The following is a 16498-nucleotide window of genomic DNA, read 5'->3' on the forward strand; positions in this document are numbered from 1 at the left end:
TGTTATAATACAATAATAAACTTTTTGGGAGGTCATATTAGTGATACTAATGAAAGACATCGTTCGCGATGGAAATAAAGTATTAAGACAACAAGCTAAACAAGTTAAATTCCCACTTAGCGAGGAAGACAAAAAATTAGCTGAAGACATGATGGAATATCTTGAAGTAAGTCAAGATCCAGAACTTTGTGCAAAATATAAATTAAGAGCTGGTGTTGGTCTAGCTGCACCTCAAGTTGGTGTGTCAGAAATGATGGCCGCTGTACTTGTGCCAAACGACTTTGAAGGTGAAGGAGAACCAATCTTTAAGGATGTCATCATTAACCCTGTCATCCTGTCAAGCTCTGTTCAAAGATGTGCCATCACTGAAGGTGAAGGATGTCTATCAGTTGATGAAGACGTTCCTGGCTTCATTCACCGTGCCGCTAGAATTACTCTTAAGTATCAAGATGTTGATGGTGAAGAACACACAATCAGACTTAAAAACTATCCTGCAATTGTTTGCCAACATGAAATTGATCACTTACACGGAACTTTATTCTACGATCACGTTGATAAAGAGAACCCATTCTCAAAAGTGGACAACGACTTGTTCATTGAATAATCAAAAAAGACCTAACAAACTGTTAGGTCTTTTAATTTACCCTATTTAACTGTTGCATATCCAATACGTATTCGTACGTCGCAGCATTTAATAGATATGCTAAATCAACATGGACTTGGTTATTCCTGACAAATGAATCCGTTAATACCACTTCATGATTAAACATTTTGTCATCATTAGCTGATTCAATTGCTGCTTTGATTTTATCGATTAGTTCATGACTTTCTTCATCAGATTGGTCTTTTGAAATAATATATTCAAATGCATATATATTTCTTCCCCAAACATTGGATAAATCATGAACTTCTATAATTTCATTTTTTTCTTTTTCTAAGATGCTATTAACTAATCCATTCAATATTTTTAATGTTTCGTTATGACCTCTATCAATTGGCCTTGTTATAAAAAAATAATGGATTAAATTGTACGCTATAACAGCGACAATAAAGCCAATTACAATTTCAATAAAAAGTGACAAAATCATCTCCTCCTTGTAAATATAATCTGATTTTATTCTATCATTTTATCAAACTATTGGTTACTATACTTATCATTATTAATATGATAAAATTAAAAACAATTAGATGTGTATTACACAATCGATCGGTAAAAAAAACATAGAAGGAGATTTAATTTTTTATGATATTTAAAGTTTTATACCAAGAAGATACTAAGGCTAATCCTAAGAGAGAATTCACAAAATCACTATACTTAGATTGTGATACAGAAGTTGAAGCAAGAGAACTTGTTGACAAGAACACTGATCACAACATTGAATTTATTGAACCTCTTGAAGGTAACCACTTGGCTTACGAACAAAAGAGCCCAGATTTTAAAATTACGGAGTTTAAATAATTATGAACAAACTAAACGTCAAAAATAACGAAACAGCTATTTATGGCGTTGGTGGACTTGGTGAAATTGGAAAAAACACTTACGGTGTTCAATTTCAAGATGAAATCATCTTAATCGATGCAGGGATTAAATTCCCAGAGGATGATTTATTAGGGGTCGACTATGTTATCCCTGATTATCAATACCTAGTAAAAAACAAGGACAAAATCAAAGCATTAGTTATCACCCACGGACATGAAGATCATATCGGTGGTGTTCCATACCTAATCCGCGATTTAAATGTTCCCATTTACGCTGGTCCATTGGCGTCAGCATTAATCAAGAACAAGTTAGAAGAACATGGATTATTGAGAAGTACTGAAATTCATGAAATTAATCCACAAACCGTCTTAAAGTTTAACAAGACAAAAGTTTCATTCTTCCGTACCACCCACTCAATTCCTGATACTTTGGGAATCGCGGTTCACACCCCTTCTGGAGTGATTGTCGAAACCGGGGATTACAAGTTTGATTTGACCCCTGTTACGAGACAGCCGCCTGATTTACAAGAAATGGCAAGATTAGGACGTGAAGGTGTCCTTTGTCTTATGTCGGATAGCACAAACGCTGAACGACCAGTTTGGACTAAGTCAGAAAGTTGGATTGGATCTGCAGTTGAACACATCTTTGATGAAGAAACTGGAAGAATTATTTTTGCGACTTTCGCATCAAACATTTCCAGAATTAAGACAGCTTGTGATGCTGCCCTAAGACATGGTAGAAAAATTGCCGTTTTCGGAAGAAGTATGGAAGCAGCAATTGTGAATGGACAAGAATTAGGATACTTAAACGTTCCTGATGGTACATTCGTTGATGCTTCTGAATTACAATCTCTTCCTGCCGAAAAGACACTTATCTTATGTACAGGTTCTCAAGGTGAAACTATGGCTGCCCTTTCCAGAATTGCTAACGGCACTCATAGACAAATCGCAATCCAACCAAACGATACTGTAGTATTCTCAAGTAATCCAATTCCTGGTAACAAGGTTAGTGTTAACCGTGTTATCAACGAATTGGAAGAAGCAGGTGCTAAAGTTATTCATGGTAAGATTAACAAGATCCATACTTCTGGTCACGGTGGACAAGAAGAACAAAAGCTTATGCTTAGTTTAATGAAGCCAAAATACTTCATGCCTATCCACGGTGAGTTCAGAATGTTAAAAATTCATACTGAACTAGCGGAACAATGTGGTGTTCCAATGGAAAATAGTTTCATTATGAAAAATGGTGATGTCTTAGCACTAACTAAGGATTCAGCAAGAATTGCTGGTCACTTCGCTGCCGGAGATGTATACATTGATGGTAACGGAATTGGTGATATTGGAAACGTTGTTTTACGTGACCGTCAACTATTATCAGAAGAAGGATTAGTTGTAGTTGTTGCTACAATTAACCTAAAAGATCAAGAAATTCAATCTGGTCCCGACCTACTATCCAGAGGTTTCGTATATATGAGAGAATCTGGTCAATTACTAGACGAAGGAAGACGACTAGTGTTTAGAACTATTCGTCGTGCTATGCGTAACAAGAATGCCAACGAATCAAGCATCAGAAACGCTATCATCGATGATTTACAAGAATTCTTATATAATAAGACCGAAAGACATCCTTTGATTTTACCAATGTTAATTATGAATAAAAAATAATTTCAAATTGATGCTTATTAAAAACGAATTCTTAATTGAATTCGTTTTTATTTTTACATAGAAAGGAGTATTTAAGTTGAACACTGATTATTTAGTCATCTTCAATCCAGTGGCTAATAAAAGAAGAGCTAAACATCAATGGCCTGAAATAAAAAAGCAATTGGACGCAAATGATATTAAGTACCGTCTAAAAATTACTAGACGCCCTCTTCACTGCGTATCCATTATTTCGCATTATTTAGTTACATCATTTAGAAGCGACTCACTACCTAAAGCCATCATTGTTATCGGTGGAGATGGAACAGTTCATGAAACCATCGAGGGCATTCATGCTGCTCAAACAAAGAATGAATCAATTCCAAACATTCCGGTATTGATAATTCCAACGGGAGCTAACAATAACTTCTACACCCACATGAAACAAGAACATAACATAAATGATAACTTCATCGAACAAATCAATAATCATCATGTCGAAAACCATGAAATTGGATTATTTGATGAACACATAAAAAAGCAACGTGGTATCTTCCTAAATAACTTAGGAATTGGTCTAGATGCCAACGTCTTTAACCTAAAAAATAATTTCATTTCACATAAGATCAACTTAAAGACCAGAATGGAATACTACCTTTCAATATTCCCTACCATCTACAACCTAAGCACATTTCCTGTAGAGGTTAAGGCTAACGGTGAAAAACATAAGATTAAAAACGCATTTATGGTGACAGCCTTAAATCATGATAGTGACAGCAACATTGAATTACTAGTATTAACTAGAAAAAATATTTTCCAATTATGCTACTTAATCATGCAAGTGTTATTTAAACGTGATTTAAAGACCAAATCTGCATTTAGAGTCACGAGCGATAACATTCATGTCGAAATTCCATCGTTGGAATACGCTCATGCTGATGGTGAAACATTGGGAAGCCGTTTTTACGATATTGAATACCGTAAAACTAAATATCCATTTATATACTAAAAAAAGAGTGATATTAATCACTCTCTTTTTATATGGTAATTCCACCAGTAACTAGTTCATAAATCGCAATTACGGCTAAGATAACCAATGCAATCGCTAATAATCTTTCTAGTTTGGTAAAAATACGATCTTTTTTATTATCAACCTTTTGTAGGTAGCAATAAGCTGGTAGCCCTGCTGCAAACAAGATAGTGGTCAACAAGATGTAGTTTAATCCTGCTGCATAAATCAACCAAATTGAATATGCACTAGCAATAATTCCAAGAATTAAGTTACGTCTACGGTCGCTAGCACCCTTATCCAAGTAAGAGTACTTAACTTGGTATAAAGCTGAAAACGCGTAAGGAATTAATACTGCTGAACTTGAAATTGATAAGAACAAGTTATAAGCACTTGATGACAAGAAGAATGAAACCATAAATAATTCAACCAATACATTAGTAAAAATTAGTGAATTAACAGGTGTCCCGTTCTTGTTTTCCTTCGCAAAGAACTTAGGGAATGATCCAACTTTTGCTGCTTCATAAGGCACTTCTGCGGCAAACATTGTCCATGATAACCATGCCCCTAATACGGCAATGATTAATCCAATGTTTACGATGATGGCTCCCCATTTACCCATGACGTGTTGTAATAAATCAGCCATGGCTGGTTGACCCAATTGAGATAATTGAGCTTGGTGCATGACACCAAATGATAGAAGTGTAACTAACATGTAAATCATGGTTACGGCAATGATTCCCAGAACCGTTGCTCTACCAATATCTTTTCTCTTCTTAGCATAGCCTGAGAAGATGACTGCCCCTTCAATTCCTGAGAACACGAAAACTGTAACTAGCATTGTACTCTTAACTTGTCCCAAGACATCTGAGAAGTTAAATGGTCTGCCGTGCATTAACCAGAAATCGCTGGTAAACACATTTAGTTTGAATGCAGTAATCGTAATCACAATGAATAAGAAGATTGGAATCAACTTAATAATAGTAATAATTGTATTGATAAATGATGCTGAATGAATTCCTCTTAACACAAGGAAATGCCCACCCCATAGAATAATGGTGGCAGCAATGAATGATACTAAATTATGACCGTTATCAAAGATTGGGAAGAAATAAGTTAGTGAACTCATCAATAGAGTAGCGTAACTAATATTTCCTAACCAAACTGATAACCAGTATCCCCATGCTGAGTTAAACCCGATATAGTGACCAAATCCTGCATCAGCAAAACTGTAAATTCCAGCTTGTAAATCTGGTCGCTTGTTAGTTAAATTTTGAAATGTGAATGCTAAACAAAGCATTCCGATGGCTGTGATAACCCAACCAACTATCACTGAACCGACACCAGCTTGTGATGCCATGTCGTGCATAAGGTTGAAGATTCCTCCACCAATGATTGAACCAATAACTAAACCAATTAGTTCCGTTAAATTCAGCTTTTTAGCGGAATCTTTCATTCTATCTCTCCTTTATTAAACGATTGAAAACAATTTATTATTATAACGCATTTAAACCATGTTTGTCATATAAAAAAAGAGCAGTCCTAAAAGACTACTCCTCTTTATCAAATTTATTTTTTCAAAATTTCGTTGATACGTGTTAATTCATCTTCGGTGAAGTCTAGGTTATCTAAAGCCTTTAGGTTTGAATCTAAATGCTTAGGATCTGACGCACCAGTAACAACACTTGTAACGACAGGATCGTGTAACAACCAAGCCAAACTCATTTGAGCTAGTGATTGGTCTCTGTTCTTAGCCAATTCATTTAATTGGTTTAGACGTTTTACAACTTCATCCTTGTTTTCCATCATGAAACTGTTAGTAAAGTGAAGCTTCAAATCATCAGGTAATCCATTTAGATACTTGTCAGTTAGGATTCCTTCAGCTAATGGACCGTATGCAACTAAACCATCGTTATTTTCTTTTAAGGCATCGATGGTTCCGTCTGTTTCTGCAGAACGGTTTAACATATTGTATGATGCTTGGTTAACAACGAATGGTGTGTGTAATTCCTTGAAATACTTAATGATTTCACGAGTTTGTTCTCCATTGTAATTAGAAATACCAACATATAATGCTTTACCAGATCTAACAGTACTGTCCAATGCTTCGGCAGTTTCTTCTAAGCTAGTGTTTGGATCGAAACGGTGACTGTAGTAAATATCTACGTAGTCTAGACCCATTCTTTCTAGTGATCTGTCCAATGCAGCAATCAAAGTCTTTCTAGCTGAGAATGAACCGTATGGTCCAGGCCACATGTGGTAACCAGCCTTAGTAGTAATCACTAGTTCATCACGGTATGGCTTCAAGTCGTTCTTGTAGACTTGACCAAACATTCTTTCAGCTGCTCCTGAACCGGGACCGTAGTTATTAGCTAAATCATAACTAAAGATTCCTTTATCAAAAGCATTTAGCATTACTTCGCGACTGTCCTTAAAGTTGGCGTCATCACCGAAGCTATGCCACATTCCAAATGATAATGCGGGTAATTGTAAACCGGAATTTCCGGCTCTTCTAATTTTCATATTATCGTATCGTTCATCTGAAGCTTTATACATTTTAAACACCTCAATTTTCATAATACTACATCTATATTTTAAATTTTATTAGGTCTCAAAGCAAGAAAACAAGTAAACAAAAAAGCTCACCCCATTATGGGTGAACTTACTATCTAAATAATTTACCAACAGATTTGTTGTTATGGATACGTAAGATTGCCTTACCCATTAAATCTGCGACAGACACGATGTCTAATTTATCAATTTTCTTTTCGTCACTAATGTATACTGAATCAGATACAATCACCTTTTTGATTGGTGATTCTTCGATACGTTTAATTGCATCCCCAGCAAAAATACCGTGTGTAGTAACTAGGTATACTGCTGAAGCACCGTTCTTGGCTAAAACGTTTGCTGCCTTAACAGCACGTGAAGCAGTATCAATCATGTCATCAGCCACGATTGCAACCTTATCTTTTACATCACCAATGATGAATGTTGGAATGTGCGCATCGTTTTCAGGATCTCTGTTATCAATAATTGCAATTGGTGCATCAATTAATCCTGCAAAACCTCTGGCTCTTCCTACTCCACCATGATCAGGTGAAACGACAACGGCGTTATCCAAATCGTAGTTGTCTAACATGTGCTTAGCCATTAATTTATCAGCCTTTAAGTTATCAACTGGTTTGTTGAAGAAACCTTGGATTTGAGCTGCGTGTAAATCAAGCGTTAATACACGGTCAATTCCTGCTCTTTCTAATACACGTGCAATCAACTTGGCAATGATTGCCTTTCTTTCACGTTTCTTAGCAGAGTGTCTAGCATAACCATAGTAAGGAATGATTACATTGATTGATTTTGCACTAGTTCTTCTAACAGCATCAATCATGATGAATAGTTCCATGATATTAGCGTTAATTGGTTCACTTAGTGATTGAATGATGTAAACAGCATCCCCACGGATACTTTCATCAATCTTAATTTGAATTTCGCCATCACTAAAACGATTAATTGTTGCTTCACCAAGCTTAAGTCCACAAGTTTGGGCAATCTTTTCTGCTAACGGTCTGTTAGAACTTAAGGAAAAGATTTTCATATTTTTATTATCCATTGACTCCACCATGAAAGTGCTCCTCTCGAGTTCTTTTAATTCTTAAATTTTACCACAAAAACTGCAAATTGATATAACAATTATGGTTTGATTCCGTGCATCCCAATCATCGGATCAACCTGATTCAATAAAATCATATCCTTAGTTAAACGATATGATTTAGGTTTATCATCAAATGTTGCTTCATCAAAAGGTGATTCTTCATCAGTTGCAGCATTGCTTTGTGTAGTATCTGAAACTGAATCAGCTTTAGGTTCTTCCACCGGTTTATTATCAACAGGTGCTTGTGTCTTCTTTTCTTCAACAGCTTCCTTAACAATACTACTTTGGTCGTTGACGGATGTTGTAACTGGTTTAACCTCTCCATCCAACAATGATTGAATTCGTTGCATCAAACTAGTATTTCTGTTGTCTGATTCGCTTTGCGCACATGATAGGAATGAATTGTAATCCCCAATCATAATCAAAGTATCACTGGCACGAGTAATCGCTGTGTACAACAAGTTCTTTTTCAACATTTTGGTAAACTGAGGAACAATTGGCAAAATTACCATCTTAAATTCGCTACCTTGAGCCTTATGAATGGTTGTACAGTATGCCAATGTGATTTGAATCCAATCTTTACGTTGATAAGTGACTTCACTTTGATCAAAGGCAACGGTTATCTTATCCAAGCTTTGCTTGCTACCCTTTTCAATATCGATAATTTGACCGATATCACCGTTAAAGACATTATCTTCAGGACTATTTACCAATTGTAAAATCTTGTCACCTAGGCGGTAATGAATTCCACGGTATTCAACCTGGTTATCTGTATTGTTAGGATTCATAATCTCTTGGATGACTTCGTTTAAGTGATTAACCCCGGCATTACCACGATACATTGGTGATAATACTTGGATGTCAGTGGCACTGAATCCCTTTTGTTTAGCACGTTTAACAATTTGTTCGATTACCGAACTCATTTGATTGGCATTACAAGGAATGAAACTACGATCTGATTGTTTATCGTTAAAATCATCAGGTAGTTTACCCTGTTGAATACTATGAGCTAATGGAATAATCGTTGAGTTGCTATCTTGACGATAGATAGTAGTCAATTGCATGCTATCGATTCGTTTTGAATTCAATAAATCTGTAAAGACCTGACCGGGTCCCACTGATGGCAATTGATCCTTATCACCTACAAACACAACTTTCATTTGGTTTGGAATGGCGCGCACTAACGCTCTGAATAGAAAAGTATCAACCATTGACATTTCATCGACGATTAACAAGCCACCTTCAATGTCTTGTGTTCCTTCGTCGCTATCTTCATAACCATTCAATCCTAATAAACGGTGAATTGTGCTTGCCGGAATTCCTGTGGTTTCTTGCATTCTCTTCGCAGCTCGACCAGTTGGTGCTGCTAAAAGAATTGGAAATTCGCGTTCCTTATACTTATTAATATCCAAAGATAGGTCGTTTAAATAAGCATACAAGTAAATGATTCCCTTGATGATGGTGGTTTTCCCTGTTCCAGGACCACCGGTTAATAGAAACATTTGTGACTTGATTGCTTGTTTTAACGCATTGGTTTGTGATTTGTCATAGTTAATATTTAGTTTTTTCTCGATTAAACGAATCTTCTTATCGATAGTTTCATCGTCAAACTTTTTAACGACCGGATTCTTGATAATTCGACTGATGTGTTCGGCAATGCGCCATTCATCATCATATAATTCTTTTAGATAAACACGGTCCTCTTCACCAACAATCTTTTGATTCTTGGCCAATTCCAAAAATTGAGCGGATAGGTCTTCACCACTAACCGGTTCAGCATTACCGTTATTCAATAATTTTAGCGTTTCATCAAGGATTGGACCCGTTTGAGTGTAAGTATCCCCATTACGTAAAGAAAGCGTCTTAAGGGCAGAAATTAGCCCCGCACGAATTCTTCCAGGATTGTTTGCAGACATCCCCATTTGTTTGGCAATATCGTCGGCCTTTTTAAAACCAACCCCATCGATATCTTCAACCAACTTGTATGGATTTTCTTGGATGACTTTTAAAGTATCACCCTTGTACTTGTTATAGATTGCAGATGATAGACTGCTCCCAAACCCATAACTGTTTAATCCAATAATCACCTGTTCCATCCCATTGTTCTTGTTCAATGTTTCCAGCACAGTTGATTTTTGCTTGTCAGATAATCCAGCTCGATCCAACAGTGAGTTGTTCTCCAAAACATCAGAAATAAGATTGGTGCCTAACGCATCAACCATTCGTTTAGCGGTTTGTTTACCAACACCTGGAAAGTTATCACCAGACAAGTATTCTACTAGTCCCTCTTTTGATGTTGGTATCGTACTTTGGTAGTTATCCGATTTGAATTGTTTTCCATACTTAGGATGGTCGACTAATTCACCATAAAATTGATATTCGCTTTCTTCAGCGATATCTGCAAAATTACCAGTTATTACAATTTCATCTTCATGCCAATCTGAAATGTTGGTTTCAGAAATTTTTACCAATAGTACCTTAAAGAAACTATCGGGACTTTCAAAGAAAGTAGCCGCAACTTTACCTTTTATAAATAGCTCTTGATTGTCTTCAATATGTTCGTCATTGTCGTCCATTGAGAACAAATTCATTGATTCTGCCACGGCCTATCTCCCCTTATTTTTTACCATTTTTTACTTGAATAAATTTTTCAATATCTGCTAGACGTTTTTGACCCTTTTCAAAGTACTTAGGATCTTCTCGCTTGGCAACTTCAAAGTATTGATTAAAGTCTTCTTCCAATACCATTGCGACGATTCCACGGTCAAAATTAGCCTTACCATCCTTTGGCTTAGCTTGTAGGACCTTATCGTAGAATTCTGCAGCTTCGCTAAAGTTCCCCAATGCCAATAAACTACTTGCTAGTAGGTAGTTTATTTCTGGGTCTTGTCTTCTAAAACCTTGTGCGGTTAGTGCAAATACGACTGCTTTTTTGTAATCTTCTTTGGCCATGTAGCTTTGTGCCAACATGATGTAGGCATCTGTCTTCATGTCACCATCTGATAAGCTACTAAATTGTTCAATCGCCTTATCATATTCACCGGCTGCATAATAGACATTACCTAAACCGTAAACTAAGGTTTCCTTAGCCTTCTTACTTCTGTCAGCAAATAGTCCTAAAGCCTTCATCATTAGTTCTTCGGCTTGGGTATAGTTATGTAATTGAACTAAAAAACTTCCTAAGTCGTAGTAAGTACGGTAATCATCTGGATGATTATCAATATCTTGAACTAATTTATGAAGAGTTTCATCCGCCTTTTTTTGTTGTTCTTCGCGTTTCTTTTCAACAGCTTGTTGCTTTTCTTTAATTTCTTCAGACTTTTGATCCATTTTAATCACCTACATATTAAATTACGTCAGTTTTATCTGTTTTCTTTGTAAGATATTCAGTATTATTCCAACTTACTAGTTCAAATGTTTTGCCACCATCGGTTGTTTCTAAGACGGTTGTACTAGTGTTGGCTAGTCCGCCACGTTTTCTTAAATCCTTAATCTCAACACCCAAAAGTGAATTGATTAATGCATTTAAGGCAGCACCATGACTGAAAATAATAACATTATCTTCATTATCATTTTCGCTAACAACACGTTTAATAGCATACTGCATTCTGTTAATTACGTCATTAAAACTCTCTCCGCCAATTTCATTGGCATCGTATTTTTCAGGGTGGTTTCTAAAATTATCGAAACTTTCTGGAAATCGTTTTTTAACATCGTCAAACTTTTGACCTTCCATCTTACCTAAATGAAACTCTTCGAATCGGTTCCATAAGCTCAACTTAGGTTTACGATGGAAATGTTGAATTACTCGATAAGCGGTAATACGGGCACGCTTAATTGGACTGGAATAAGCACGACTAAACTTAACATCCTTTAGGTACTCACCTAATTGGTCCATTTGTTTATAGCTTTCCGGTAACAACTCGGAGTCTCCTCCGGCACCCTGGTATCTGCTTTCTAAATTCCATTCAGTTTTTCCATGTCTTACAAAGTAAAGTTTCACTTTTATCCCTCGTTCATTTTAATTTATATATATTATCTCAATTTATGCGGATAAATTCAAAGTTTATATAAAAAAGATGCTTAATAAATAAGCATCTTTTGGTTTTAAATGTATTGTAATTCTTTATCATCTTGGTATGCTGCATCGATAATTGCTGAACCTAGACATTCATCACCATCGTAGAATACAACGGCTTGTCCTGGTGTAACGGCTCTTGCAGGATCATCAAAATCAACACGTAATGACTTACCATCATCGTTTAGATGAACAGTTACGCCAACGTCTTTTTGACGATATCTGAATTGAGCTGTACAACGGAAGTCGTTGCCACGATCAGCAATGTTATTAATCCAGAAAATATCTGAAGCTTCTAGGTAATCTGCGTATAGGTGCTTGTTTTCATAGCCCTTACCAACATACAATATGTTCTTTGAAAGGTCTTTTCCAACTACGAACCATGGACGATTATCTTTACCATCTCCACCGATGCCTAATCCCTTACGTTGACCGATTGTGTAGTACATTAGGCCATCATGGTTACCCTTTACTTCACCATCAAAAGTCATCATCTTACCAGGAGTGGCTGGTAAGTAATTACTTAAGAATGACTTGAAGTTCTTTTCACCGATGAAACAGATTCCCATTGAATCCTTCTTTTCAGCAGTGGCTAGACCAGCTTCTTTAGCAATTTCACGAACTTTAGGCTTTGGCATGTCACCTAGTGGGAACATAACACGGTCTAATTGTTCTGCGGATAATTGACTTAAGAAATAAGTTTGGTCCTTATTGTCGTCGCTTCCGCGAAGTAAGTGGTTGTGTCCATCTGCATCACGTTGTAAACGAGCATAATGACCAGTAGCGATGTAGTCTGCACCTAAATCTAAGGCGTAGTCTAGAAACGCTCTGAACTTAATTTCCTTGTTACAAATAACATCAGGATCTGGAGTTCTACCTTTTTTGTATTCATTCAAGAAATAAGTGAAAACGCGATCCCAATATTCTTTTTCAAAATTAACAGAGTAGTAAGGTATTCCGATTTCTGAGGCAACTTTGGCTACATCCTTGTAGTCTTCTGTTGCGGTACAAACACCATTTTCATCAGTGTCGTCCCAGTTCTTCATAAATACACCTACAACGTCATATCCTTGTTGTTTCAAAAGGTAGGCGGTAACGGATGAATCCACCCCACCTGACATTCCGACAACAACACGGGTATTACTATTGTCTGCCATTTAAAATCACCATCATTTCTTTTAGATTCTTAGAATCTACGATTTGAAGGTCGTATATTCCATAAAAAACATAATAACCCATTTACTGCATCAATTGCAATGAAGATGCAAAAAAGAGGGCTATTAAGCCCTCTTTTTAATTATTTTCTCACGAAAACTTTTCTTTCCACAAAATCATCCATCAAGAAATTAAATTGTTCAACTAATGCATCAGCATTTTTGTTGGTAAAAATATTAACCTTATTTAAACCATTTGCAGTAATAGTACTCATCTTAAATGTTTTCAAGTCACTCTTAAAAACAATCTTTAACTTAATACCGTTGTAAGGATCTTCAGGATCTAATGTTCTTTCAAATTGAAAGTTACCAGCATTAGTCTTTACAAAACCCATGTCAGATAGTGTGAATTTCTTGATTTCAGGACTAACTGCGTATGTTTTAGAATCACCTTGTAATTGATTTGCTGTTTCAAAAGCCATATTAGTCAACCTTCTTTATTCTCTTAATTACCTTTACTAATGCAGTGGTAAAGGCATCGATTTCTGAATCTGTTGTGAATTTACCAAAACTAATTCGAATTGATTGAGATGAACGATTGGTATCATTACCAAACATTGCCATCAAAACGTGAGATGGTTCGATGTTTCCAGCTGTACATGCTGATCCAGCTGAAATCGCAATTCCTTCTAAGTCCAAATTAGCCAAAATAATGTCTGAAGCAATGCCCTTAATCCAAATGTTAAATACATGTTGGACTGGGTTGTCTTCAACAGTTCCGTTAACAACGAAATCAATATCATTATCGTTTAAAGCATCAATGATTTGATGTTTGAATCCATAATAACGATTGTGTAGTTCGTGCTTTAATTCAGGTGTAATTTGAGAAACCGCGGTCGCAAATCCGGAGATTGCAGGAATATTTTCTGTTCCGGCACGACGCTTCTTTTCTTGGTCTCCACCTTTTACAAAACTTGGAAAATCTACCCCAGTTCGTTTGTATAAGAAACCAGTCATCTTAGGACCATTTATCTTATGAGCTGATGTTGATAGTAAATCAATGTGGTCCTCATTTACATCAATATCTAACAAACCATAAGCTTGAACGGCATCGGTATGGAGCCATGCTTGATGATCCTTTAAGATTTCACCAATTTCATGAATTGGCATGTGTGAACCAACCTCATTGTTGGCGGTCATGATGGTTACCAAGATGGTATCATCGTCTAACGCATCCTTGAAGTCGTCTAAACTAATTACCCCAGTTTCATCAACTGGTAGATAAGTTACTTTAAAACCTTGTTCTTCAAGATAAGCAAGTGGCTTTAACACTGCTTCGTGTTCAATGGCAGTTGTAATAATATGGTTTCCTAAATTCTTTCTCACTTCAGCAGTTTGAAGAATTGCGGTATTATCACTTTCACTACCACCACTTGTAAAAATAATTTCGTCTGGCTTCGCATTAATACTGTTGGCAATAATGTCTCTGCTATCTTCCAAAACGGTATGAGCTTTTCTACCGATGCTATACAAGGTAGAAGCGTTACCGTAAACGTTTTGCATCTTATCGTACATGTCATTCAAAACGTTCTTATCCATTGGAGTAGTTGCGGCATTATCTAAGTAGATTTCAGTCAAGTATACCTAAACCCCTTCTATTTTTGATTTGCGAATAAGTCTAATAACATTTGAGCAGATTTCTTACCTGCATCAATGATGAATTCATCAAAGCTACGATCAGCATCACCATTGGCGTTGTCTGACATCGCTCTAACTACAACGTATGGGATATCAAATTGGTTAGCAACTTGTCCCACAGCTGCCCCTTCCATTTCACATGAAAGTGCGTCAGGGAAGTTCTTTAAGATGTTGTCAATCACTGCTTGGTCGGCAACAAATTGATCACCTGTAACGATTAATCCCTTTTGAACGTTTAAACCAACTTCCTTAGAAGCTTCGGTAATTTCTTTTACCCATTTTTCTGAAGCTTTAAATCTTGCTGGTTGACCTGGTAATTGGCCGTATTCGTAACCAGCGGCTCTAGCATCAACATCATGGTATGCAGTTTCTGTTGAAACAACAACATCACCAACAGCTAAGCCTTGGCCAATTCCACCGGCTGAACCAGAGTTGATAACGATATCAACATCAAAGTTAGTAATTAATTGAGCAGTAGTTAAACCAGCTTCAACTTTTCCAATTCCTGAACGAACAAGCACAACTTCTTGTCCAGAAATGTTACCTTCGTAGAAAGTCATTTCTTTGATGTCAACTTTCTTAGTGTTGTCTAAGTTATATAGCAATGATTTGATTTCTTCGTCCATTGCGCATAAAATTCCAAATTTCATAAATATCTCCTTAAGGATTGACGTAGATTAATATCAAGTAGACCACAATGATTGCGAGGATTAGAAACGCAATCGCCCAGTTAAGTCGACGACCTAAGCGTTTCGTCTTTTCTTCCACAGTCATTGCATGAGCGTTCGCCTTTTTTTCTTGACGGCGAGTTTCCTTGAATGTTGGTTCGTCTTCAACTGGTTTGTCTCTTTTTATAAAATCATCGTCAATTTTATTTCTCTTTTGACTATCCTGATACTCTTTTCTAGTTATCATATTGGACTTGCTCCTTCATCAATTAAAGACCAATTTTGTCATGTAACTTCCAATAATAAATAGCAGTAATTGTTTTCGCATCCTCGATTTCGCCACTTTCAATCATTGCCATGGCTTCATCAAGTGAGTATTCCTTAATTCTCAAGTATTCACCTTGATCTCTTGGTAATTCATCTTCAACAGGTTCTAAATCTGTTGCCAAATATAGATCCATGTATTCATCACAAAAACCAACACTTGAGTAAAATCCGGTGATTCGTTTGATGTTATTAGCCTTGTATCTAGTTTCTTCGTTTAACTCACGAACTACTGTATCTAATGCAGTTCCGTGATCTCTACTATCAACTTTACCGGCAGGAATTTCAATTGTTGCCTTTGCAACAGGAGCTCTCCATTGGGTCTCTAATAACATCTTGTTGTTCTTAGTTAAGACTAAAATACCAACGGCGTTGGAATGGTGAACAACATCTCTAGTTGACGTTTCACCATTTGGCAATTCAACAGTTTGTTTTTCAACATTGATGATTGCACCATCATACTTAGGTTCAACCCCTAGTACCTTTTCCTCTAAATCCATAATATCAGCCCTTTTTTAGTTATATATTCATTCTATATATATTTAATTATTTTTTCAATGGACTGACTATTCAATTACCCGAATTTTAACTGCTTGTGGTCCCTTCATGCCTTGTGCAATTTGGTATTCCACTTGTTGGCCAATTTCGATTTCATTTCTGGTCTTGTTTTCGACCGCTGAACCATGGAAGAAGACTTTGTTCTTGTCTTCACCCTTTAAAAAGCCAAAATCGTGATCTGGGTTAAAATTATTTACTTTACCTTTAATCATATTATTTCTCCTTAAAAATAAAAAA

General features: G+C 36.3%; 18 protein-coding genes. 4 read left to right on the forward strand and 14 right to left on the reverse strand.

From position 1 onward, the window contains the following. Positions 1-40: 40 nt before the first annotated feature. A complete protein-coding gene (gene def, locus K5Q07_RS04205; RefSeq protein WP_220729811.1) occupies positions 41-604 on the forward strand; it encodes a peptide deformylase in 564 nt (187 codons plus the stop codon). 31 nt (positions 605-635) lie between these two features. Here the strand turns inward: def and K5Q07_RS04210 are convergent, their stop codons facing one another. Further along, entirely contained in the window at positions 636-962 is a 327-nt protein-coding gene (locus tag K5Q07_RS04210; RefSeq protein WP_220729812.1) for a hypothetical protein, read from the reverse strand. Between the two features lie 281 nt (positions 963-1243). Here K5Q07_RS04210 and K5Q07_RS04215 point away from each other — a divergent pair, with 281 nt between their 5' ends. The 3 genes from K5Q07_RS04215 (at position 1244) to K5Q07_RS04225 (ending at position 4129) form a co-directional block, all read left to right on the forward strand. Continuing rightward, complete coding sequence (locus tag K5Q07_RS04215; RefSeq protein WP_054606700.1) at positions 1244-1459, forward strand: DNA-directed RNA polymerase subunit epsilon; 216 nt, start codon at positions 1244-1246, stop codon at positions 1457-1459. Between the two features lie 2 nt (positions 1460-1461). Then, the gene (rnjA, locus tag K5Q07_RS04220) at positions 1462-3144 is read left to right on the forward strand and encodes a ribonuclease J1 (RefSeq protein ID WP_034531767.1); all 1683 of its coding nucleotides are present in this window, start codon (positions 1462-1464) and stop codon (positions 3142-3144) included. A gap of 76 nt (positions 3145-3220) precedes the next feature. After that, positions 3221-4129 carry a diacylglycerol/lipid kinase family protein gene (locus K5Q07_RS04225; RefSeq protein ID WP_220729814.1) on the forward strand — a complete coding sequence of 303 codons (909 nt, stop codon included), beginning with the start codon at positions 3221-3223 and terminating at the stop codon, positions 4127-4129. 28 nt (positions 4130-4157) lie between these two features. Here the strand turns inward: K5Q07_RS04225 and arcD are convergent, their stop codons facing one another. The 13 genes from arcD to K5Q07_RS04290 form a co-directional block, all read right to left on the reverse strand. After that, a complete protein-coding gene (arcD, locus tag K5Q07_RS04230; RefSeq protein ID WP_220729815.1) occupies positions 4158-5585 on the reverse strand; it encodes an arginine-ornithine antiporter in 1428 nt (475 codons plus the stop codon). Between the two features lie 113 nt (positions 5586-5698). Further along, entirely contained in the window at positions 5699-6685 is a 987-nt protein-coding gene (locus K5Q07_RS04235) for an aldo/keto reductase (RefSeq protein ID WP_220729817.1), read from the reverse strand. Positions 6686-6794: 109 nt separating this feature from the next. Continuing rightward, the gene (locus tag K5Q07_RS04240) at positions 6795-7751 is read right to left on the reverse strand and encodes a ribose-phosphate diphosphokinase (protein WP_220729819.1); all 957 of its coding nucleotides are present in this window, start codon (positions 7749-7751) and stop codon (positions 6795-6797) included. Between the two features lie 68 nt (positions 7752-7819). Further along, a complete protein-coding gene (recD2, locus tag K5Q07_RS04245) occupies positions 7820-10372 on the reverse strand; it encodes an SF1B family DNA helicase RecD2 (protein ID WP_373310037.1) in 2553 nt (850 codons plus the stop codon). A gap of 25 nt (positions 10373-10397) precedes the next feature. Next, positions 10398-11111: a tetratricopeptide repeat protein gene (locus K5Q07_RS04250; protein ID WP_220729821.1), complete on the reverse strand. Its 714-nt coding sequence runs from the start codon at positions 11109-11111 to the stop codon at positions 10398-10400. 16 nt (positions 11112-11127) lie between these two features. After that, complete coding sequence (locus tag K5Q07_RS04255) at positions 11128-11784, reverse strand: histidine phosphatase family protein (protein ID WP_220729823.1); 657 nt, start codon at positions 11782-11784, stop codon at positions 11128-11130. A 104-nt stretch (positions 11785-11888) separates the two neighbouring features. Continuing rightward, positions 11889-13016, reverse strand: a complete 1128-nt coding sequence (gene mnmA / locus K5Q07_RS04260; protein WP_220729824.1) for a tRNA 2-thiouridine(34) synthase MnmA — start codon at positions 13014-13016, stop codon at positions 11889-11891. A gap of 140 nt (positions 13017-13156) precedes the next feature. Beyond that, positions 13157-13495, reverse strand: coding sequence for a DUF1831 domain-containing protein (locus K5Q07_RS04265; protein WP_220729826.1), 339 nt, complete (start codon positions 13493-13495; stop codon positions 13157-13159). 1 nt (position 13496) lies between these two features. Further along, positions 13497-14651: a cysteine desulfurase family protein gene (locus K5Q07_RS04270; RefSeq protein WP_220729828.1), complete on the reverse strand. Its 1155-nt coding sequence runs from the start codon at positions 14649-14651 to the stop codon at positions 13497-13499. A 17-nt stretch (positions 14652-14668) separates the two neighbouring features. Then, entirely contained in the window at positions 14669-15361 is a 693-nt protein-coding gene (locus K5Q07_RS04275; RefSeq protein WP_220729830.1) for a 5'-methylthioadenosine/adenosylhomocysteine nucleosidase, read from the reverse strand. A 10-nt stretch (positions 15362-15371) separates the two neighbouring features. After that, positions 15372-15626 (reverse strand): hypothetical protein, encoded by a 255-nt coding sequence (locus K5Q07_RS04280; protein WP_220729901.1) that lies wholly within the window; start codon positions 15624-15626, stop codon positions 15372-15374. Positions 15627-15648: 22 nt separating this feature from the next. After that, the gene (locus K5Q07_RS04285) at positions 15649-16203 is read right to left on the reverse strand and encodes an NUDIX hydrolase (RefSeq protein ID WP_054606712.1); all 555 of its coding nucleotides are present in this window, start codon (positions 16201-16203) and stop codon (positions 15649-15651) included. Between the two features lie 66 nt (positions 16204-16269). Further along, the gene (locus tag K5Q07_RS04290) at positions 16270-16473 is read right to left on the reverse strand and encodes a cold-shock protein (RefSeq protein ID WP_054606713.1); all 204 of its coding nucleotides are present in this window, start codon (positions 16471-16473) and stop codon (positions 16270-16272) included. Between the last annotated feature and the right edge of the window lie 25 nt (positions 16474-16498).

It is taken from the genome of Apilactobacillus zhangqiuensis (assembly GCF_019656215.1).
Taxonomy (GTDB): domain Bacteria; phylum Bacillota; class Bacilli; order Lactobacillales; family Lactobacillaceae; genus Apilactobacillus; species Apilactobacillus zhangqiuensis.

What these genes read in the sequence shown, in the direction of transcription:
- K5Q07_RS04215 (WP_054606700.1), top strand. Translation starts at nt 1,244, where the DNA reads ATGATATTTAAAGTTTTATACCAAGAAGATACTAAGGCTAATCCTAAG.
- rnjA (WP_034531767.1), top strand. Translation starts at nt 1,462, where the DNA reads ATGAACAAACTAAACGTCAAAAATAACGAAACAGCTATTTATGGCGTT.
- arcD (WP_220729815.1), bottom strand. Translation starts at nt 5,585, where the DNA reads ATGAAAGATTCCGCTAAAAAGCTGAATTTAACGGAACTAATTGGTTTA.
- K5Q07_RS04235 (WP_220729817.1), bottom strand. Translation starts at nt 6,685, where the DNA reads ATGTATAAAGCTTCAGATGAACGATACGATAATATGAAAATTAGAAGA.
- K5Q07_RS04240 (WP_220729819.1), bottom strand. Translation starts at nt 7,751, where the DNA reads ATGGTGGAGTCAATGGATAATAAAAATATGAAAATCTTTTCCTTAAGT.
- recD2 (WP_373310037.1), bottom strand. Translation starts at nt 10,372, where the DNA reads ATGAATTTGTTCTCAATGGACGACAATGACGAACATATTGAAGACAAT.
- K5Q07_RS04250 (WP_220729821.1), bottom strand. Translation starts at nt 11,111, where the DNA reads ATGGATCAAAAGTCTGAAGAAATTAAAGAAAAGCAACAAGCTGTTGAA.
- mnmA (WP_220729824.1), bottom strand. Translation starts at nt 13,016, where the DNA reads ATGGCAGACAATAGTAATACCCGTGTTGTTGTCGGAATGTCAGGTGGG.
- K5Q07_RS04265 (WP_220729826.1), bottom strand. Translation starts at nt 13,495, where the DNA reads ATGGCTTTTGAAACAGCAAATCAATTACAAGGTGATTCTAAAACATAC.
- K5Q07_RS04275 (WP_220729830.1), bottom strand. Translation starts at nt 15,361, where the DNA reads ATGAAATTTGGAATTTTATGCGCAATGGACGAAGAAATCAAATCATTG.
- K5Q07_RS04280 (WP_220729901.1), bottom strand. Translation starts at nt 15,626, where the DNA reads ATGATAACTAGAAAAGAGTATCAGGATAGTCAAAAGAGAAATAAAATT.
- K5Q07_RS04285 (WP_054606712.1), bottom strand. Translation starts at nt 16,203, where the DNA reads ATGGATTTAGAGGAAAAGGTACTAGGGGTTGAACCTAAGTATGATGGT.
- K5Q07_RS04290 (WP_054606713.1), bottom strand. Translation starts at nt 16,473, where the DNA reads ATGATTAAAGGTAAAGTAAATAATTTTAACCCAGATCACGATTTTGGC.